Origin of the sequence: uncultured Martelella sp., from assembly GCF_963677965.2 — a bacterium.
Taxonomy (GTDB): domain Bacteria; phylum Pseudomonadota; class Alphaproteobacteria; order Rhizobiales; family Rhizobiaceae; genus Martelella; species Martelella mangrovi.
The window spans coordinates 1,834,610-1,855,131 of record NZ_CAXXFM010000001.1 but is presented as its reverse complement, the minus strand read 5'-3'; the positions used below and the strand labels follow the sequence as shown (position 1 = coordinate 1,855,131).

Genomic DNA, 20,522 nt, shown 5'->3' with positions numbered 1-20,522 from the left:
GTCAGGCCTCCACGTCGAACATGTCGCGCAAGCCGTCACCCAGAAGGTTGAAGCCGAGCGTGGCATAGAAGATGGCAAAGCCGGGGGCGAGCACTTCCCACCATTTTTCCGGCAGGAACTGGCGGCCGTCGGCCACCATGGAGCCGAGGTCCGGCGTTGGCGGCTTGACCCCGAAACCGAGGAAGGAAAGCGTCGCCCCGAACAGGATGACAAAGGCCGCATCCAGCGTGGTTTTCACCGAAATCACCGAAATGCAGTTGGGCAGGATCTCGCGAAACAGAATGTGAAACGGCCCTGCCCCGGCAAGACGCGCGGCCTCGATGAAGTCCTCCGTCGCGATCGAGCGGGTGACGCGATAGACGAGCCGGGCGTGCCATGTCCACCACAACAGCGTAATTGCGATCATCGCGTTGATCAGGTTCGGCTGCAGGATGTTGCCGATGGCGAGCGCCATGACCAGCGGCGGCATGGCCAGCATGACGTTGGTGAGCCCGGTGATGATGCGTTCCCACCAGCCGCCGAAATAACCGGAGATCATGCCCAGCACCGCGCCCACCGGCACGGAAACGCCGAGAACGCCGATCACCAGAAGCAGGGATACGCGAAAACCGAAAATGGTGCGCGAGAAGATATCGCGGCCCGCCTTGTCCGTGCCGAACCAGTTGACGGCGTTGGGCGCGGTGTGGCGGTTGCGGAAATCGACAACAGCGCCGACATGTTCGGGAAACGGCGTGATCCACGGGGCAATCGCCGCCATGAGGAGAACCGAAATCACGATCAGCCCGCCGATGACGGCCGCGGGATTGCGGCTGAAGCGATACCAGGTCATGTAGCCCGCCGAAAGGCCCGTCTGCTCGCTCACAGTCCGGCCTCCCCAAGTCTCAGTCGTGGATCGATGATGCTGACAATGATGTCGATGGCCAGATTGGCGATGATGAAGAAAATGCCGGAAATCAGCACCACGGCCATCAGCGCGTTGAGGTCTTTCTGCAGGATCGCCGTCAGCCCGTAGGAGGCAAAACCGCCCCAGGAAAACACCATCTCGACCACGAAGGCGTTGCCGATGAGCGAGGCGAATTCGAGCCCCATGATCGTCAGCGGCGCAATCGATGACAGTTTCAGGAGATAGCGAAAGACGATGACCGGATCCGGAACGCCGAAGGATTTCAGCGTCAGCACATGGTCGCGGCGCAGATTGTCGATCATGGCGGAGCGGGTGATGCGGGTAATCTGGCCGATGCCAGCCATGGCAAGCGCAATCGCCGGAAGCGTCAGATGGGCCAGCGCGCTCAAGAACACATCGCCGCGCCCGGCCACGATGCTGTCGATCAGCAGAAAGCCGGTCGGGCCTGACGGGGCGCCGAGATTGTAGTCGATCCGGCCCAGTATCGGCCATGACGGGAAAAACCGGGCGGCAACCAGTTGCAGCGTGATCGCAAACAGGAAAGCGGGGATCGTGACGCCAACCAGCGAGAACAGCCGGCCGGCATTGTCGATCCAGCTGTTGCGGTAGCGCGCGGTGATGACGCCGAGCGGAATGGCAAAGGCCAGCTCGATGATGACGGTGACGATGATCAGCTCAAGCGTGGCCGGCAGGAACGCCCGGATATCGTCGACCACGGCATTGCCGGACACGATGGACTGGCCGAGATCGCCGTGAACAGCATTGCCGATATAGCGGCCGTATTGCACCAGCACGGGCTGGTCCAGACCCATGCGCGTGCGCAGCTGATCGACCTGTTCCTGCGTGGCGCTCGGTCCGAGGCTCATGCGCGCGGGATCGCCGGGCACCACACGCGCCAGAACGAAGATCATCAGGGACAGCACGAACAGCACCATCGCGAACCCGGCAAGCCGCCTGACAAAGATTTCCAGATAGCGCAGGTTCATCAGATGCGCTGCTCCATTGCTTTTACGCTAGGCCACGGCGCTTTCGCCGCGTTTCCCCTTGTGCCGTTCGCGCTGCAGGCGACGGCAACTCTGATTTGTAGAGACATTCTGTTGGGTGCCCCGCCCTGCCGCAAGACGCGAAAGGTCTAGGTTTTGAACAATAAAGGACAGGTTTTGAGAAGGCTTGGGCGCGGCGCGCGATTAATCGCCCTGCCCTTCCGGGAATGGCGGGGCAGGTGACCGTGAGGCGTGAGAGGCTGGAGGCAGACGCCGTCAGTTCAGCCAGTTGCGAGCCCTGGCGACCGCGATCGCTTCGCGCCGCCCGCCGCAGCCAAGCTTGCGATAAAGGTTCGTGAGGTGAAACTTCACCGTCGATTCGGAGATGCCAAGGCGAAGCGCGACAAACTTGTTCGACGCGCCCTCGCACAACAACAGCAGGATGCGGGCCTCGCGCCGCGACAGCCCCGATTCCTGTTCGATCGTGCGTCCCCTGACCCTGGTCTCGGAAAGGCGCCGCATGATCCGACGGGCGGGGCCTGCGGCATAGAGAAAGCTTTCGATCCGGCCGTCGCCCATCAGCTCCTGCAGGAAGCGCCGCTCCTCCTGCAACGGCGCAATGGTGCCCGTGCGGCCCGCGCCGTCGAACATGCGCTGGAGAACCGCGCGCGCCTCCGTCAGGCGACCGGTTCGCTTCAGCACATAAGCAAGCCAGATCTGCAGGGCGCGGCGCTGGCGGCCCGTGATCCGTTCATTGGCGATCATCGCATTGATCTGCCGGTCCAGATAAGGCCGTTCCGGCCGCTCGTGGACAACCTGCCTCAGCCAGGCAAACGCGACCTCGATCTCGTCGCGCATCGACAGTCGGGACAGTTCATCCACCGCCGCTTCGACCCAGGTTCTGTTGATCCGGCTCTGCATGGCCGAAAGCGTGGCAGCGGCATCATTCCAGCGATTGCCGTTCTGCATCACCAGCGCGGCCCGGATTTCGATCATGAAACGAAGGTGACGGCTGTGACTTTGGTGAAGACGCCACCGATCCAGAAAACCGAGCGCCGATATCGTTGAAAAATGCTCGCTGAGCGCCTGGCTGCCATAGTGAAGCGCAAATTCAACGAGACTTGGCCATGTCTCGGATTGCGCAAACATATCGAACTCGTCGTTGATGAAGGCAATCAGCACATGAGGATGGCCATCCTCATAGGCGATACAGGCCGACACCAGCCGACGGATTCGCTCATCGGCAGGGCTGTCGAAACTGACGGCCGCAAAATAGTGTTCCGCTTCAGCAATGTGCTCCTTTGCGGTCAGAACGTCTCCCGAAAGAAGCCTGATCACGGCGCGATGCACGCAGACATAAAAGGCAAGAAGCGGTATGCCGGCAGCGCGGTAGCTGGAAAGGGCCTGCACCGCCGCCATATCCGCTTCGTTGAAGCGGCGCTGGCGGATGTAGAATTCCAGGATCGCGTTATAGAACGATCCCCGCAGCAAGGCGGCGTCCAGCGGCAATTCATTCAGGTAGTCATAAAGCCTCTCGAACATCGCCTCGGTGATGACGATGTCCTCATAGATCATCATCACGAGCCGGAAACCCTTGAAGGTGACGGAATAAGGGGCGCCGCTTGCAAAGACGGCCATCGGGTCCGTGCTCTGCCGGCCGAAACGGTCGGCAATCAGCTTGCGCGCGGTTCCGGTCTGCCCCTGCTTCAATGCCCGCATGGCGTTGGACAGAACCAGGGTTTCGTGACTGGCCGCGATCTCCGGACCAAAGCCGGCAAGGATTTCGCCATAGGCCTCAGGGCCTTCACTATGGATGAGAAATATCCCGCCGGATTCGGTGAAAAGCCGAACGGCCGGCTCTTCCAGGCCAACGGACTGAAGGGCACGGATGGCCCTTGCACTCTGACCGGCCCGATGAAGCGCTTCGCCAATCAGAGGCGCCGCGTCACTAAATTGCAGACGCCGTTTAATCTCGGCGTCGATCGCTTTCAGCACAAGGTCACGCAAGATGGGCGAAGGACAGGTCGTCCGGCCTCCCTCGACCTCCCAGAACGGCATCGGCGGGATTGCGGTCAGGGAGGGATCACTTGCGGCGCCATCACAAATGCTGCGGCATGCGACAAGCTGTTCAGGCTTCAGGTCCCGCAGAAACTCAAAGCCCAGATAGGAAACAAACCGGCCGCGCGTCGCTTGGTCATCAAGGTCAAGGCCGGCAAGAAGCGGCCATCCCGACTGATATCGGCGCTCAGCAGCATCCGGCGGCAGGCACAGAAAATCGTCGCCGAGCGAGACCGCCTCGCCATAAAGCGCCATCCGCGTCACATACGGTATCTCGGTGTCGTGTCTGCGGGCAATGACGACCCGGTCGAAGCCCTGCAGAACATCCGGTTCACACGCCACCACGCCGCTGCCAGCCGGAATATCCCAGACCAGCACACGCTCCACCACCACGGCCGGCGGCTCTGTGCCGTCGCAATAATGCGCGTGAAGACGCCGGGCGACAGTCTTGAGCAAAAGGCTTTTGCCCATGCCCGCAAACGCCGTAACGATGGTGACTCCGGCCGGGCTTGTGCATATTTGTTCGGCAAGCCTCTCAATATGGCTCAACTCTGCACGCCCTCTGTTCATAACAATCTGCGATTCGCGACAAGCCGGATTTGGCCGAAACAAAACAAGCTCCGGTGCTCCTTACACGATATTCAGTGTAACTTGCCTTCAACGGTTTGCAAAAGCGATGACAGCAATCAGCCGCGGTAAATCCTGCGGGCCGTTCAAAGAAACATCCGATTTTCAGGAAAGAGCCAACGCGACCTCCACCCCATGCGTCCCGCATTTAATTTGTGGGTCAGAGGATTGGCAATCAGGGACAGCTTTTTACGAAAGCAATCATCAATCACCGCCTTTGCGCGGAACTTGCGACACCCAGCTAAGCCCACCGCGAACTTGCATCAGTCGAAGCAATTGAAACAGTCCTCTTACATGCATCGGTGGCGCCTCGCTATCGCGAGCAGATTCCGGAGCTCATCGCTGGTCTGAGCCAGACTGATCAGATGCTGGGTCCAAAGAAAGTGCGGAGTGGCCTGCTTGAGAAGATCGTCCTGACGCCATCGGAGGATGGAAACGGACCTCGAAACTTTTTTAACAACATTCTATCTGCGACCCCGCCTCCGCGTTTCACGCGCTCAAGCCGAGATCTTTCAGGACCAGATCGGCAACGAGATTGCAGACCCTGCCGTTCGATTCTTCTGTGAGCCCGGCAATATGCGGGGTCAGGATCAGGTTGGGAATATCGGCAAAAGCGAGGCCGGCCTCTGCATCGAGCGGTTCCTTCTCGAATACATCGAGCGCAGCCCCGCCCAGTCGCCCGTCCCGCAATGCTTCGATGAGCGCGCCCTCATCGACAACACCGCCGCGCGCGGCATTGACCAGAACCGCACCGGGCTTCATGCGTGCAAACGCATCGGCATCCAGCAAGTGGCACGTCGTTTCCACCAGCGGTACATGCAAACTCACGACATCGGCGTCGGCCAGCAGTTCCGGCAGGGTGCATGAGCGCGCATTCTCCCAGGCCGGATCGTCGGCGGCGACGAACGGGTCATGGGCGAGCACGCGCATTCCCAGGGCCCCGGCCTTGATTGCAACGCCGCGGGCGATGGATCCGAAGCCGATCAGGCCCATCGTCTTTCCCGCGATCTCGCTGCCGATCATGGCTTGCCGCGGCCAGTTGCCGGCCGCAACAGACGGAGACGAAAACCAGGCGCCGCGCGTGAGCACGAGTGCCGCGGTCAGCACATATTCGACAACCGACAGATCATTCGCGCCGGTCGCCGGCCGCACATGAACATTGCGCGCCCGGCAGGCGTCGAGGTCTATATTGTCGAGACCGACGCCGAGCCTGCCGACGCTGACCAGCGAAGAACCGGCAGCGGCCAGAACAGCCTCCGTCACTTTTGTCCGATTGCGTACGATCAGTGCCCGCGCGCCACCCACCATGGCCGCAAGATCATCCGGCCGTTCGGCCAGGCCGGGATCGTAATGCGTTTGAGCAACCGACGAGAGACGTTTGACGGAATCGGGTTCCATGAATTCGCTGATAACGATCTCTGACATGGCTCATCCTGTTATTCGTGCAGTTGGGGTACGGGTGTTCTACGCAATTTTTCATCGAAAGCAGAAGCAGAAGCTGCTCGTCAGGTCAGCGCATCCGCGACAGCCTTTCCGCAGGTCTGGGTATCGGCAAGCCCGCCCAGATCGCGGGTCCGCAACGCTTTTTCGGCCAGAACCTTCTCGATAGCGGCCACGATTTCGGCGCCTGCGGCGGGGTAGCCAAGATGATCGAGCATCATCGCGCCCGCCCATATCTGGCCGATTGGATTGGCAACGCCCTGCCCGGCAATGTCGGGAGCGGAGCCGTGAACCGGCTCGAACAGCGAGGGAAAATCGCCCTCGGGGTTGATGTTTCCGGAAGGCGCGATGCCGATGGTGCCGGTGCAGGCCGGGCCGAGATCGGAAAGGATATCGCCGAACAGGTTCGACGCCACCACGACATCGAAACGATCCGGGTTCAAAACGAAATGCGCGGCCAGTATATCGATGTGATATTTGTCCCAGACGATATCGGGATAGCCTTTCGCCATTTCGACGACGCGTTCGTCCCAATAGGGCATGGTAATGGAAATACCGTTCGACTTGGTGGCGGAGGTCAGCCGTTTGCGCGGCCGCCGCGCGGCCAGTTCGAAAGCGTATTTCAACACCCGGTCGACGCCGGTTCTCGACATGACCGTTTCCTGCATCACCACTTCCCGTTCGGTATCGGCAAACATCTTTCCGCCGATCGAGGAATATTCTCCCTCGGTATTTTCGCGCACGATCCACATGTCGATATCGCCGGGGCCGCGCCCAGCCAGAGGTGACGGCACGCCGGGCATCAGCCTTGCCGGGCGCAGGCTGATATACTGGTCGAACTGGCGGCGAAACTGCAGCAGTGAGCCCCACAGCGAGATATGATCCGGCACCGTTTGCGGCCAGCCGACAGCGCCGAAAAACAGGGCGTCGTGCGAACCGACCTGAGCCTTCCAGTCATCCGGCATCATCTGACCGTTTTTGCCGTAATAATCACAGGACGCGAAATCGAACGTGTCGAAACGCAGGTCGATAGCGTGGCGTTTTGCAACCGCCTCCAGAACCCGCATCCCTTCCGGGACCACTTCCTTGCCGATGCCATCGCCGGGGATGACCGCTATTTTCAGGTGATTGTCTGTCATCGTTCTCTTTCAGTCGTTGCGTCCGCGAATGGCCGCGATCACGGCTTCGGTCACCATGCGCGTCGTGGCCTTGCCACCGAGATCAGGCGTGTGAAGGGTGGGGGCTGCCGTAACGGTTTCAACCGCCTGCATCAGCCGGCCGGCCGCTTTTCCTTCATCGAGATGTTCGAGCATCATCGCCGCCGTCCAGAATGTCGCGACAGGATTTGCTACCCCCTTGCCGGTGATATCGAAAGCCGAACCGTGGATCGGCTCGAACATGGACGGCGTTTGGCGTTCGGGGTTCAGATTGGCCGTGGGCGCGATGCCGATGGAGCCGGACAGTGCTGCCGCGAGATCGGACAGGATATCGGCATGCAGATTGGTGGCGACAATCGTGTCGAGCGAGGCCGGGTTCATGGTCATTCGCACGGTCATGGCATCGACCAGCATCCTGTCCCAGGTCACATCGGGAAATTCTTGCGCGACTTCGGCGGCGATCTGATCCCACAGAACCATGCCATGGCGTTGCGCATTCGACTTGGTCACCACCGTCAACAGCTTGCGCGGACGCGACTGCGCAAGTTTGAAAGCGAACCGCATGATCCGCTCGATGCCCGCGCGCGTGAAGATGGAGACATCGGTTGCCACCTCGATCGGCAGGCCGGGGTGGGAACGCCCGCCCTGCCCGGCATATTCGCCCTCGGAATTCTCACGCACGATCACCCAGTCGAGATCGCCGCTGCCGACGCCGCTCAACGGGCTCCTGATCCCCGGCAATATCCGGGTCGGGCGCACATTGGCGTACTGGTCAAGCGGCTGGCAAATCGCAAGCCGCAAGCCCCAGAGCGTCAGGTGGTCCGGCACATCCGGTGCGCCGACGGCTCCGAACAGGATGGCGTCGAAGGCGCGGAGCTGGTCGGCGCCGTCCTCGGGCATGAAAGCGCCCGTCTTGCGATAGCGCTCGGTACCCCAGTCGAAGCTTTCCACATCGAAGGCAAAGCCGCCGTCGCGCGCGGCAAGGGCCTCCAGCACATCAAGGCAGGCGTCGACGACTTCCACGCCGATCCCGTCGCCGCCGATCGCGGCGACCCTGTAAGTTTTTTTATTCATTGATATAGCTCCGTATTCACAACAGGATTGCCTGCGGCATGCGCAGCAGCAGAACATTGGCCATCAGCCACCAGAAACCGGCTGTGATCAGCGCTCCGGCAACGATCCATATGACCCATGTTTTCAAAGGCGGCCGGTCGTAATCGGCAATAACCATGATGGCGATGAAGGCGACAAAGCTGGTTACCAGAAAACCGATCACCGGAATCAGAACAACCCAGGCCAGCATGACCGCTCCCAGAGCAAGCCTGTGCTTTGTCGCCGGGCCGAAGGTGACGCGTTCGCCTTTTTCCGCAGCCGGGCGCCTGAGGTTCAGGACGATCAGTGAGAGGGAGAACGCCGCCAGCGCCACCGCAATGGTTTTCGGGAAAACCGAACCCAGCGGGGACATGCCGCCCGCGCCCAGATAAATCGCCACGCCGAGCAGGATGAAACACCCAGACAGCACCATGCCCGGCAGATCGCGGCCCTTGGGCGCGGCAGCGATATGCGCGCCGTCATCGACAGCGGGCTCGGATACCTGTTCAAGCTGTTTTCTGCGCCGTGCCTTCCACTCCGCCCAGAACGGAAAGGCGACGGTCAAAAGACCGGCGAGGATGATGCCCGCGCTGATCGGCCTGTTGAAGAACATCGCCGGAAGCTGCCCCGAGGCATTGCCGATCAGATAAGTCTGCACAAATCCCTGCTCGGCAATCGAACCCAGCACCAGGCCGAGAACGATGGGCGAAGGCTGAAAGCCGTAATAATTCAATATCCAGGCGATGATGCCGAGCGCAACCATCATCTGGGCATCGTCGATATTCGAATGAATGGCGAAGGACCCGATGATCGTCATCAGCGCCACTGTCGGCGCCAGAAGCGCCTTGGGTATCCGGATGATAGAGCCATAGGCATAGCGGCCGATCAAAAGCCCCATCGGCAGCATCAGGACAGTTGCGATCAAAAGGCCCCAGATGAAGGTGTAGACAATATTGGCATCGGTGGTGAATAGCGTCGGGCCGATCTTGATGCCCTGCACCAGAAGCGCGCCGAGAATGATCGCATCCGGCGGCGTGCCCGGAATGCCCAGCACCAGCGTCGGAATGAAACCGCCGCCCACCGTCGCATTGTTGGCAGCTTCGGTGGCGACAACACCATCCGGATTGCCTTTTCCAAAACTGTCCCGGTCGTCGGAGGAGCGACGCGCCTCGGAATAGGAGACAAGCCCCGCAATCGAACCGCCCGCGCCGGGCAGAATGCCGACAACCGTGCCGATGACCGATGACCTGACGACATTGAACTTGCGCTTCATCGCCAGCCGCGTTGCCTCACCCAGGCGCAGGCCACCGGTTTCGGGCGCTTTCAGGTGCGGATCGCGGGTCGCCACGATATCGAGCAGCACGGGGATACAGTAAAGCCCGATGATTGCCGATGTCAGGTCGATTCCGCCGAGAAAGCGCTGCATCCCCATGGTATAGCGCACATCGCCGCCGACCACGGCCACGCCGATCATCGAAAGGAAAAGACCGAGGCACGCGCCGATCAGACCTTTCAGCGTATTGCCCACCGAAAGCGCGGCAATCAGCGTCAGGCCGAACATGGCCAGCCAGAAATATTCCGTCGGACCGAAAGCCAGCGCCACCTTTGCCAGCGGCGGTGCGAGCAGCAACAGCGCAATGGCGCCGACAAAACCGCCGGCGACGGAAGCAATCGTCGCGAGCGAAACCGCCAGACCGCCATCGCCGCGTTTGGCCATGGGATAGCCATCGAAGGTGGTCGCGATGGCAGATGGCGTACCCGGCGTATTGACCAGAATGGCGGCATAGGCACCGCCATAGATCGCGCCGGTGTAGATCGCGCCGAGGGCGATAAGGCCCGCGGCGGGATCCATGGTGAATGTGAAGGGAACAAGCACGGCCACCGCCATGGTCGCCGAAAGTCCGGGCAAGGCGCCGATGATGGTGCCCAGCACGACGCCGGCCAGAGCCAATACCAGATTGAACGGCGTCAGCGCATCGAGAAGATAGCCGAGAATGTCCATTATGCTGCGGCCTTACTCGGTAATTCCGAGCGCCTTGGCGCCTTTGGTATATTCCTCCACTTTACCCGCGACGAAATCGTCCATTTCGGAATAGGGAATGTCCGTCAGCACGAAGCCGCCGTTTTCCATCTTCTCAATGAAGGCCGGCTGCTCGTTGATACCGGCCACGATATCGGAAATGCGCTGGCGGGTCTCCTCTGACGTGGAATCGGGAACGGCGACGCCGCGATAGGCCCCGCCGACAAGGTCATAGCCCAGTTCCTTGAAGGTGGGCACATCCGGGAAGGCCGGCATCCGCTCTTCGGAGGCCACAGTCAGCATGCGCAATTCGTCGCCCTGATTGACCGCCGAGGTGGCATAGTTGAAACCGGCCGTCGTCTGGCCGCCGAGGATTGCCGTCAGCGACGGGCTGGTGCCCGAAAACGGAACATAGGTTGTCGTCACATCGGCAAGTTCGGCAAATTGCACAGCCCCGAGATTGTTGGCTGAATTCGATCCGGACCCGGCAAAGGTCACAAGCCCGGGATTTGCCTTCGCATATTCCACCAGTTGCTCGAGCGACTGAAATTCGCTGTCCTTGCGTACGAAAATCGCATTCGGCGTGTAGTGGAAATAGTAGACGGGCGTCAGGTCCTCGGTCTTGTAACCGACAGAACCGGCAAGCGGCTGCAGGATCGTGTGGGGCAGGTTGATGCCCATGACGGTGTAGCCGTCCCCTTCAATCGAATTGAGCTGCGACCATGCCTGCGCGCCGCCGGCGCCGGGCTGATACTGGATGACGACCGGGTGTCCGGTAACATTTTCCCATTCGCTCTGCTGAAAGCGCGCCGACACGTCGGATTCGCCGCCGGCATTGAAAGGAATAATGTAGGTCATCGGCTTGGACGGAAAGCTTTCCGCATCCTGCGCGGTGGCAGGCATTGCCATCGCCGCAACGCCGAGCGCCATCACGGCCGCGATTTTTGCAGTTTTCATGAAATCCTCCTCAGTTTCTGGCAGCCCGAGCGGTTTTCCGCTCCGACCGGTTTGCAGCGCGCTGCCTGTCATGCCTTCGAGGAAAAAGGGTATGAACCGGAAACCCGATCCCGTGCTCTCCTCCCGCGCCGATACGACTGGCAAGACGTCACCGACAACAACCACCGGACGATCGCTCCCCACGACACGACCGGAAATTGGACGGTAGACTATTTATTTGCATTTGTTAATTTCATTGAAAGAACATCATTATTGCACTGGATTCAAAAATGAACGAAGGCGATCTGGCGTTTTTCGTGCTTTTGGCCCGCCGGGAAAGTTTCAGCGAAACAGCCCGGGAACTCGGCCTTTCGGCCTCTGCCGTCAGCCGCCGGCTGGCAAGGCTGGAAAGCCGTCTGGGTGTGCGGCTGATGAACAGAACGACACGGCGCGTCAGCCTCACCGGCGAAGGCGAGGCCTATTTCGACAAGGCGGCCCGTATTCTCGGGCAGATCGAGGATCTCGAAAACAGTCTGACATCGGCGCGCGACAAACCGTCGGGACTGTTGCGGATCAATTCGACCTTCGGTTTCAGCCGGGCCTATATCGCGCCTGTCATATCGGCTTTCACGAAAATCTATCCGGATGTGGAGTTTCAGCTTGTTCTGTCAGATGCGCCGCTGAATATCGTCGAGCAAGGCTTCGATCTGAACATCCGCTTCGGCACGCCTCAGGCAAGCCAGATGGTGATGCGGATGCTCCACAGAAACCGCCGCTTCCTGTGCGCCACGCCATCCTATCTTGAAAAACACGGCGAGCCGCAGTCGCTGCGCGACCTGCGTCAGCATAATTGCATCGTCCTGCGTCAGGAACACGATATCTACGACGTATGGCGCTTCGACGCTCGCGGCGGTGAAAACCCGTCGGCCAAGGTCAATGGCATGCTCAGCACCAATGATGGCGAAACCGCGCGCGACTGGCTTCTGGGCGGTCACGGCATCATGCTGCGCTCGGAATGGGACATTGCCCGGCATGTGCGGGAAAATCGCCTGAAAATCATCCTGCCGCACTATATCCAGACCGCAAACATCACCGCCGTCTACCCGCAACGCCACCATTTGACGGCCAAGGTCCGCCTGTTCGTCGATTTTCTCGGCGACGAGATCAGGGCCGTCAACAAGGTCACGCCGTTGCAGATCGACCGCGCAATGCTACAAGCTTGAAATCCGCCCGCAAACAGGTCAACCTCCGGGAAAGCATGCACAACATGCATAGAAAATCGGGAGGAGACCATGGACCTCGCATTGTTGGAGGACTTTATCGAGCTTGCCAAGGAAAAGAGTTTTTCGCGCGCCGCCGAAGCGCGCAACCTGACGCAGCCCGCCTTCAGCCGCCGCATAAAAACCCTCGAAGACGTCATAGGCACCCAACTTGTCCAGCGCACAAGCCGGTCCGTGTCGCTGACGCCGGCGGGAACGGCCTTTCAGCCGCGCGCCGACGCCATTGTGCGGCTTTTCGCCGAAGCCCGCAGTGAGGCGCTTGAAATCGCCGGCCTTGCCGAGACCGGCCTGAACCTCGCCGCGACCCACGCGCTCTCCTATACCTTCGTCCCCAAATGGCTGATGCAGGCTATCGGCCCGAGCGGGATCGGAACGCTGAACATGATATCGGACACGCAGGGGCCCTGCGTTCGCGCGATGCTGCGCGGGGAAGCCAATTTCCTTGTCTGCCACCGGGACAGGTCCGCAGCCTTCGGGCTTTCCGAACGGCAGTTCCGTCACCATGTCATCGGCCATGACCGCCTGGTGCCGCTTTGCATGCCCGATACCAAGCGCCGCCCGCGATGGCATCTCGGCCACGCGAAAGGCCCGGTTCCGTTCATCGCCTATGGCAACCCGTCCGGTATCAGGAATATTCTGGAACACCATTGGTCCCTGCACGGTCGGCCTGCGCTCTCGGTAAGCATGAGTTCGGTTCTGGCCGCGGCCAATCTGGAACTGGCGAAGGAGGGCCACGGCGTCGCCTTTCTGCCGCTATCCCTGGCCGAAACCGCCGTGGCGCAGGGAGAACTCGTCCGCGCCGCCAATCCCGATCAGGACATACCGGTCGAAATCGTCATCTACCGGCCACGCTCGAAACTCTCGAAACATTCAGAAAGCTTCTGGGAAAAAGTTCAGAACTTCGCGCCCTGATTTATGCAAATTTAGCATACATCGTTAAGGAACTGGCATTGGTGAAGCGCCGTCCGGCACAGCTATTCTTTTTCCCGCACCTCGCCAATACGGGACACAGGAAGAAGGCCACCATTCGATGCGCATTGTCGATATCCGGGAAACAACCAAATCAATCTCGTCTCCGATCCGCAACGCCTATATCGATTTCAGCAGGATGACGGCGAGCCTCGTGGCCGTGGTCACCGATGTGGATCGCGACGGCCGCCGCGTCGTCGGCTATGGCTTCAACTCCAACGGCCGTTACGGTCAGGGCGGGCTGATCCGCGAGCGCTTCCGCAGCCGTATCCTGGAAGCCGATCCCGCAAGCCTCGTCAATGACGCCGGCGACAATCTGGATCCCCACAGGATCTGGGACGCGATGATGAAAAACGAGAAGCCGGGCGGTCATGGCGAACGGTCCGTCGCCGTCGGCACGCTGGATATGGCCATCTGGGATGCGGTTGCGAAGATCGCCGGCAAGCCGCTGTTTCGTCTGCTTGCCGAAATGAAGGGCGTCGAGGCCGATCCGCGTGTCTTCGTCTATGCCGCCGGCGGCTACTACTATCCGGGTCGCGACAACACGGCGCTCCGCCAGGAGATGCGCGGCTATGTCGACCGCGGCTACACTGTCGTCAAGATGAAGATCGGCGGCGCGTCAATCGACGAAGACCGCCGCCGCATCGAAGCCGTACTCGAAGAAATCGACGGCGAGGCACAGCTTGCCGTCGATGCCAATGGCCGGTTCGACCTCGAAACCGCCATTGCCTACGCCAAGATGCTGAGAAACTATCCCCTGTTCTGGTATGAGGAGATCGGCGATCCGCTGGATTATCAATTGCAGGCCGCAATGGCGGAATTCTATCCCGGCCCGATGGCCACGGGGGAAAACCTGTTTTCGCACCAGGACGCCCGCAACCTACTGCGCTATGGCGGTATGCGCCCCGACCGGGACTGGCTGCAGTTCGACTGCGCGCTTTCCTACGGCCTCGTCGAATATCTGCGCACACTCGATGTGCTGGAGCAGTCGGGCTGGTCGCCGTCACGCTGCATCCCGCATGGCGGCCACCAGATGTCGCTCAATATCGCCGCCGGCCTTGGACTGGGCGGCAATGAAAGCTATCCGGACCTGTTCCAGCCCTATGGCGGCTTTCCCGATGGGGTAAAAGTGGACAACGGCCACATCACCATGCCCGACCTGCCCGGCATCGGCTTTGAGGGCAAGTCGGACCTGATTTCCGTGATGCACGACCTCGCCGCCTGACAGCGCATGACCACCGGCTTGAAGAAATGGAAGGACCTTCGCGACCTCTTTGCTGTTCTATTTCATTTTCATGGATGGGCATGATGATGAAACGCGAGCCGGACCTCGTCGCCCGCCGCTATACCGATCCTGCAGCTGCCACCTGCAAAATAGGCCGGGTCTTTCCGACACCCGGGTGAGAAAGTTCATATCTCCTTCCTGAGCAGTGTCATCCGATAGAACTTTTTGCTCCGCACGGAAAAAACAACTTAAGGCGAAAGCACGATTCTGCCGACGACCTTCCCTGCTTCAGCCGGGAAAGAGAATCGCAAAGACATGACATTTCCCGATGCCAGACAAGTATTGCCGAAAGTTTGCCGTCGCGCGCCAGCCCAACAAGTTCCTCAAGTTCGCCGAACGTACCCATATAAGTTCCAATCAACGATGGTTTCCTGTTTCAAACCTTCTGTAAATTCTCGCGGCTTCAACTCGAAGTTTCCTGTCAGTTTTTCTAGCCGAACCCCTCCACTTTTGAAGGGGAAGTCCCAAATGGTGTTAACCGGAAATTTGCGACAAGGCCCACCACGTCAATCCGGTGCAGCTCTGCGCTGACCGGTCTTCCATCGGACAACCGCTTCAGGCGTGTCCAGATCGGTGAATATCCCATCGTCCTTGACGGTCACTTCCGCCACCCACTCGGCATGATGGCCAATCAGATGGCGTGCGCCGACGTCGCCGCCAAGGCTGGCAAGATCGGCAAAGAACTGTCGCCCCCAGAGCACCGGGTTGCCGCGCTTGCCCGCGCGCACCGGAACGACGATTGCGCGTCCCTCGTCGGGATCGAACGCACCTGACAGTCTCCGGAAGAGCTCCACGTCCACATCCGGCATGTCGCCGAGGCAGACCATCACGGCATCGATATCATCCCCCAGAGCCGCAATCCCCCGCCGCAGCGAGGTGGACAGTCCATCCCGGTAATCCTCGTTCTCGACCACATCGAGATTAAGGCCGGACAGGGCATCGCGAACCTTATCCCCCTCGTGCCCGACGACAGCAACGACCTGGTGGAATTTTGCTCCCGCAACCGCCTCGGCGACGTGGCGTACCAAGGGGCGCTTATCAAGTTCAAGCAGCAGCTTGTTGCACCCCATGCGGCTCGATTGTCCGGCAGCAAGAATGATTGCGCCGATATGAGGCGACCGATCTTTTGCCCGGCGGGCGGCGTCCCGCATCCGGGCAAGCGTGGCACGCGGCAGCGGCCGTTCCGGCAGATCCTTGAGTAAACCGCCGACACCCATCCCCTGGATGCTTTGCGCCGTGACCGGCTGCTTCGCCATGAGACGGCGCAAGACGAAATCCATGCCATTGAGTTTGGGCGCGCGTGCGCAGCCCGGCAGGCCGATCACCTGCACCTGTCCCACACGGCCCAGAAGCAGGAGATTGCCCGGATCGACGGGCATGCCGAAGTGCTCAACGGTTCCACCCGCCGCGACGATCGCCGCCGGGATCACGTCCTTGCGGTCGACGATGGACGAGGCACCGCAGATGAGCACGAGCTCGTCGCCGGCAGCAAGGCGCGCGGTGATCGCATCGGCAACCGAGGTTGTCTCATGCGCAACCCGAACCTCGCCGACCAGGGTGCTGCCCAGAAGCTCCAGCCGTTGCGCGGTCGTATTGCAGGTCTTGGTCAGAACCGAGGGCTTCGTCTTGCCAAGAAGGGTCTGGATCAGCGACACCCGATGGTGAACGAAAGGCGTTACCTCTATGGCACGCGCTGCCCGGTCCCATGCCTGCAGCGTGCGTTCGGTTACCGCGAAGGGAATGATCTTGATTGTGGCGATCGCGTCGCCGGGCCGAACCGTATCCTGAGGGGAGAGCGTCGCAATGGTGATGCTTTCGTCAATCGCGTTGAGCGCGTTGATTGCGTCCGCATCCAGTTGCACCAGACCATGCGCGTCCGCGTGGAGATTGACCCGCCCGGCATGGGCGGGGGCAGCGACAACGCCAGCACCGGCGAGACCTGCAGCAGCGCGTGTAACCCCAAGGTCCTCACGCACGTCGTCGGGCTCAAGCCGGGCAACGGTGATCTCTTCAAACCCCCTTTCCGCCAGCGCGTCGACATCGCTTTGAGACAGCGCGTGCCCTTTGGTGAGGGTCAGATCAGAAAGGCGCAGCGAATGCGCGAGGATTGCGCCATCCGCCGTGGCGACGGGAACCGTTTCGAATTTCATACCGAACCCTCGATGCTTGTAGCGGGACGGCGGAGCTGCGCCGTCATCTCGGCGACCACCGACAGGGCGATTTCGGGCGGGGTCCGGGCACCGATATCAAGCCCCGCCGGTCCATTGATCCGACCGAGAGCCGCGGCATCGCAGCCTGCGGATGTCAGCCGATCCAGACGCTTTGCGTGCGTGCGGCGCGAACCGAGCGCCGCGATGTAAAATGCCGGCGTTTGCAGCGCGGCTATGAGGGCCGGGTCGTCGAACTTCGGATCGTGGGTCAGCACGACCACTGCGGTCCGCCTGTCAGGGCGAAGCGTCGCGATCGCATCGTCGGGCCAGACGTCGATCAGCGTCACCTCCGGCAACCGTTCGGCCGATGCGAAGGCGGATCGCGGGTCGATCACCGTGACCTCGTATCCGAGTTGGACTGCAAGCGGCGCAAGGTATTGGGTGATATGAACAGCACCGACCACGATCAGGCGGAGCGGCGGCTCCCAGACCTCGACAAAAAGCCGCCGGGAGGGCCCGTCGACAAAGCCGCTACGCGAAGACTCTACTGCATTGGCAACCCCTGCGTGCTCCTGGCTGTCGAGGATGAGGTCGCCTTTTTCTGCCCCGGACGCGAGAAGCCTGCAATGCTGCCCTTCCGGCACCAACGTCACAAGCGCCGCCACGTCACTGCCGGACGCATCGTTCACCAGAGTGGAGAGAGATTCCGCGTCTGCAAGGCGCTCCACGAACACTTCGATGGTGCCGCCACAGGCAAGCCCCACTTCCCAGGCGGTTTCGTCGGCGACGCCGAACTTCAGCAGGCGTGGTTCTCCATTTTCGATCACCTCTCCGGCGGTCTGGATCACCGCGCCTTCGACGCAGCCGCCGGAGACCGAGCCAACGAACCGGCCCTCCTCATCCACGGCCAGGTGAGACGCGACCGGGCGGGGCGACGACCCCCATGTGGAGACGACGGTTGCCAGGGCAACGCGACGCCCTTCCTTTGACCAGGCAAGGGCTTCGGAGAGAACGGTAGTGGTGTCATTCATCACGTGGCCTTCATGTACTGTTCGCCGATTTTCCCTGAACCGAACGAAGAACCGAACGAAACAGGTAAGCTGGCCTGCAGCCTAAGTTCTCGTCTGACCGGGGTGCAGGAGGTCGACGTCTGAGACAATAATTCGTTCTCTTCACACCGCTTATCCTTCAGTGGGATCAAATATCGTTCAGTCTGAATCTTTGGTTTTCGGCTAATCGAACCGCCGCTTTGTATTGCTTTGGACCTCGCCAAGAGGTAATTTTTATTTCCGCCAACTGGCGTTAGCCACCAAAGCAATCGCGGCGAGGAGAAGACTGTCGGCGATCTTTGGTGGGGGCTTTGTGCGTTGTCGCGAGGCCTGAAAAGGGAGGAGTTTTCGTAAGCATGCGGGATGGCGCAGGCGCGTGAGCGTGTCTGCGACGAACCTGACCGCATGTCGCTGCGCGGAGAGCCAAAGAAACTGGCGCCCGAGACACATTAAGCCACGTAGCCCGAACTCCTGACGACAAGGTCAAAAAGGGGATGGAGATGCGCGAAGCTATTGTTCTTTATCAGGGGGATTTCGGACACCTGTCGATCCGAAACGTCGTTGGCGATCTTGTCACGCACGCCCACCAGGACGCTCACCTCATTATGTGGTTGGACGGCGAGGCCGGAGAGATGACGATCGGCAAGCGACAGGTCGTACCGACCCGGAATATGGCCGTTGGCGTCAACTCCTTCGAGCCGCACAACCACAACCTGATGCCGCAGAATAGTGGCGGTATTTTTCTTGCCTTTTATCTCGATCCCGACTGGATCCGGCAACGCCGCTGTCTCAATACAAACGCGGCCTTTTTCGCCCACCCGGCAATCCCGCTTGATCCCTGCATGCATGATATAGCGATCCAGATGGTCGAGCGGCTGGTCGATGGAAACGGGGCGAGCCATATCCAGCTTTTCGAGATCATTTCCTTCATCGATCAGGTCCTCGATGCAGCCGAAGCGGACCGGCAGTGTCAAAACCGGCCGGTGGCGGTACCGGTCGCGCGCGACTTCCGCATCCGCAAGGCTATCGAGCTGATGAACGAGAACGTCACCAAACGGATCCGCTTCGACGAGGTTGCGCGGGATGTCGGGCTATCCCGACCGCATTTCTTCGCGCTGTTCAAGGAACAGATGAACGTCACGCCGAACGTTTTCTGGAACATGCTTCTGATGGAGGAGGCATTGCGCCATGTCCAGTGCAGCGAGGACCGGCTAACGGAAATCGCTCTGGATCTCGGTTTCACGTCCCAGGGCAACTTCTCGCGCTTCTTTCGCGAACATGTCGGCGTGCCGCCTGCGGTTTACCGGTCTGCGGCGCGCTCCATGGTCGCGTAGTTTCCAGACTGAGCGATTGGTACATCCGACGCAGCGATAAGTCCCGCCCGCGTTCATCGCTAGAATGGTGTCGGTTGCAAACAATCCGAGGATTTATTTCTTATGCCTACTGTCACCGTTTCAAGTGTCATTGATGCACCGGCTTCCGAAGTCTGGGCCGTGATTCGGGATTTCAATGGTCTGCCGGACTGGCATCCGCGCATGGTCAAGAGCCACATCGAGGACGGTCTTGCGCCCGACCAGATCGGCTGTGTGCGAAATTTCGAACTCGTCTCCGGCGCGCAACTGCGCGAGAAGTTATTGTCGTTTTCCGAGGACGAGTATTACTTCTCCTATACCATCCTTCAGACGCCGGCCCCGATTACCAACCACAAGTCGACGCTTCGCCTGTTCCCGGTTACCGACGGCAACCGCTGCTTTGCCCAATGGACGGCAACCTTCGACTGCGCGCCCGAGAAAGCGGAGGCCGAGGCCGCCGGCATGGGTAAAAACGTATTCCAGGGCGGGTTCGACGCTTTGAAGAAACGCTTTGCCAGCGCGTCCTGATATTTTTGGACGGAGGGAGGTTCTAGAGCCCTTCAGTTTTGATGACCGACGCTTTGAGCACTCTCTATCAGGAAACAATCCTGGATCACGGGCGGCGGCCGCGCAACCGCCGTTCGTTGACTGGCGCGACGCATCGCGCAGGTGCGCAAAACCCGCTATGCGGTGATAAAATCATCGCCGAGCTGCGCATCGATAGCCGGGGACGCGTGGAGGATGCCGCCTTTGACGGCCAGGGATGCGCCATTGCTATCGCATCCGCCTCGCTCATGACCGAAACAATCAAAAATCGCACGCTGGCAGATGTCAGCGCCCTGAGCGCACGCCTCCAGACTCTATTGTCGGGAACAGGATCCGAAGATCTCGACGGGCTCGGCGACCTGGCGGTCCTGGCAGCGGTCCGGGCTTTTCCCAGCCGGCGCAAATGTGCACTCCTTGCCTGGGAAGCGTTGGCGGCAGCGCTGGACGGTGACTAGGGCCCTGCCCCTCCCCCGGACGATGCGCAAGTCAACAGTATCGCACGCGGCATTTCTTCGTGATCCATGAAACGGCGGTCGAAGTCTCGGCTGCCGTTTTGCCGTGGGCCATGGCCTCCAGGATTTGATCCGACCGGCCCTGCAACGCGCCGGCGCAAGGTTCCGACCCAATGATAAGCACTTCAGACAGACCGATAAGCGCGCTGCGTTTGTGTGCTG

Annotated in this window: 16 protein-coding genes; 6 read left to right on the top strand and 10 right to left on the bottom strand. The window is 60.5% G+C overall.

Annotation, left to right across the window (positions count from 1 at the left end):
* Position 1 precedes the first annotated feature (1 nt).
* The 8 genes from ACHZCU_RS08795 to ACHZCU_RS08760 all read right to left on the bottom strand — a co-directional run bounded on the left by ACHZCU_RS08795 (position 2) and on the right by ACHZCU_RS08760 (position 11,238).
* Positions 2 to 829 carry an ABC transporter permease gene (locus tag ACHZCU_RS08795; RefSeq protein ID WP_319519771.1) on the bottom strand — a complete coding sequence of 276 codons (828 nt, stop codon included), beginning with the start codon at positions 827 to 829 and terminating at the stop codon, positions 2 to 4.
* 29 nt (positions 830 to 858) lie between these two features.
* Positions 859 to 1,890, bottom strand: a complete 1,032-nt coding sequence (locus ACHZCU_RS08790; RefSeq protein WP_319518464.1) for an ABC transporter permease — start codon at positions 1,888 to 1,890, stop codon at positions 859 to 861.
* 273 nt (positions 1,891 to 2,163) lie between these two features.
* On the bottom strand, positions 2,164 to 4,494 hold the full coding sequence (locus ACHZCU_RS08785; protein WP_394706041.1) for a LuxR C-terminal-related transcriptional regulator: 2,331 nt from the start codon (positions 4,492 to 4,494) through the stop codon (positions 2,164 to 2,166).
* Positions 4,495 to 5,061: 567 nt separating this feature from the next.
* On the bottom strand, positions 5,062 to 5,997 hold the full coding sequence (locus tag ACHZCU_RS08780) for a hydroxyacid dehydrogenase (protein WP_319518462.1): 936 nt from the start codon (positions 5,995 to 5,997) through the stop codon (positions 5,062 to 5,064).
* A gap of 80 nt (positions 5,998 to 6,077) precedes the next feature.
* Positions 6,078 to 7,151 carry a tartrate dehydrogenase gene (locus tag ACHZCU_RS08775; protein ID WP_319518461.1) on the bottom strand — a complete coding sequence of 358 codons (1,074 nt, stop codon included), beginning with the start codon at positions 7,149 to 7,151 and terminating at the stop codon, positions 6,078 to 6,080.
* Between the two features lie 9 nt (positions 7,152 to 7,160).
* Entirely contained in the window at positions 7,161 to 8,243 is a 1,083-nt protein-coding gene (locus tag ACHZCU_RS08770) for a tartrate dehydrogenase (protein ID WP_319518460.1), read from the bottom strand.
* A gap of 16 nt (positions 8,244 to 8,259) precedes the next feature.
* Entirely contained in the window at positions 8,260 to 10,263 is a 2,004-nt protein-coding gene (locus ACHZCU_RS08765; RefSeq protein WP_319518459.1) for a tripartite tricarboxylate transporter permease, read from the bottom strand.
* A gap of 12 nt (positions 10,264 to 10,275) precedes the next feature.
* Complete coding sequence (locus ACHZCU_RS08760) at positions 10,276 to 11,238, bottom strand: tripartite tricarboxylate transporter substrate binding protein (RefSeq protein ID WP_319518458.1); 963 nt, start codon at positions 11,236 to 11,238, stop codon at positions 10,276 to 10,278.
* A 269-nt stretch (positions 11,239 to 11,507) separates the two neighbouring features.
* Here ACHZCU_RS08760 and ACHZCU_RS08755 point away from each other — a divergent pair, with 269 nt between their 5' ends.
* From ACHZCU_RS08755 to ACHZCU_RS08745, 3 genes are all read left to right on the top strand, one after another.
* Positions 11,508 to 12,440: a LysR family transcriptional regulator gene (locus ACHZCU_RS08755; RefSeq protein ID WP_319518457.1), complete on the top strand. Its 933-nt coding sequence runs from the start codon at positions 11,508 to 11,510 to the stop codon at positions 12,438 to 12,440.
* A gap of 69 nt (positions 12,441 to 12,509) precedes the next feature.
* Positions 12,510 to 13,409 (top strand): LysR family transcriptional regulator, encoded by a 900-nt coding sequence (locus ACHZCU_RS08750; protein WP_319518456.1) that lies wholly within the window; start codon positions 12,510 to 12,512, stop codon positions 13,407 to 13,409.
* A 118-nt stretch (positions 13,410 to 13,527) separates the two neighbouring features.
* On the top strand, positions 13,528 to 14,691 hold the full coding sequence (locus tag ACHZCU_RS08745; RefSeq protein ID WP_319518455.1) for a mandelate racemase/muconate lactonizing enzyme family protein: 1,164 nt from the start codon (positions 13,528 to 13,530) through the stop codon (positions 14,689 to 14,691).
* Between the two features lie 566 nt (positions 14,692 to 15,257).
* Here ACHZCU_RS08745 and ACHZCU_RS08740 read toward each other — a convergent pair.
* Both ACHZCU_RS08740 and ACHZCU_RS08735 read right to left on the bottom strand, forming a co-directional pair.
* On the bottom strand, positions 15,258 to 16,901 hold the full coding sequence (locus ACHZCU_RS08740; protein WP_319518454.1) for a molybdopterin-binding/glycosyltransferase family 2 protein: 1,644 nt from the start codon (positions 16,899 to 16,901) through the stop codon (positions 15,258 to 15,260).
* Positions 16,898 to 17,932 carry an XdhC family protein gene (locus ACHZCU_RS08735; RefSeq protein ID WP_319518453.1) on the bottom strand — a complete coding sequence of 345 codons (1,035 nt, stop codon included), beginning with the start codon at positions 17,930 to 17,932 and terminating at the stop codon, positions 16,898 to 16,900. The genes ACHZCU_RS08740 and ACHZCU_RS08735 overlap by 4 nt, the downstream gene beginning before the upstream one ends.
* Positions 17,933 to 18,450: 518 nt before the next feature.
* Here ACHZCU_RS08735 and ACHZCU_RS08730 point away from each other — a divergent pair.
* The 3 genes from ACHZCU_RS08730 to sufU all read left to right on the top strand — a co-directional run bounded on the left by ACHZCU_RS08730 (position 18,451) and on the right by sufU (position 20,303).
* Complete coding sequence (locus tag ACHZCU_RS08730) at positions 18,451 to 19,284, top strand: AraC family transcriptional regulator (protein WP_319518452.1); 834 nt, start codon at positions 18,451 to 18,453, stop codon at positions 19,282 to 19,284.
* 102 nt (positions 19,285 to 19,386) lie between these two features.
* Positions 19,387 to 19,830, top strand: a complete 444-nt coding sequence (locus ACHZCU_RS08725) for an SRPBCC family protein (protein WP_319518451.1) — start codon at positions 19,387 to 19,389, stop codon at positions 19,828 to 19,830.
* Between the two features lie 41 nt (positions 19,831 to 19,871).
* Positions 19,872 to 20,303, top strand: coding sequence for a Fe-S cluster assembly sulfur transfer protein SufU (gene sufU / locus ACHZCU_RS08720; protein ID WP_319518450.1), 432 nt, complete (start codon positions 19,872 to 19,874; stop codon positions 20,301 to 20,303).
* The last annotated feature ends 219 nt before the right edge of the window (positions 20,304 to 20,522 follow it).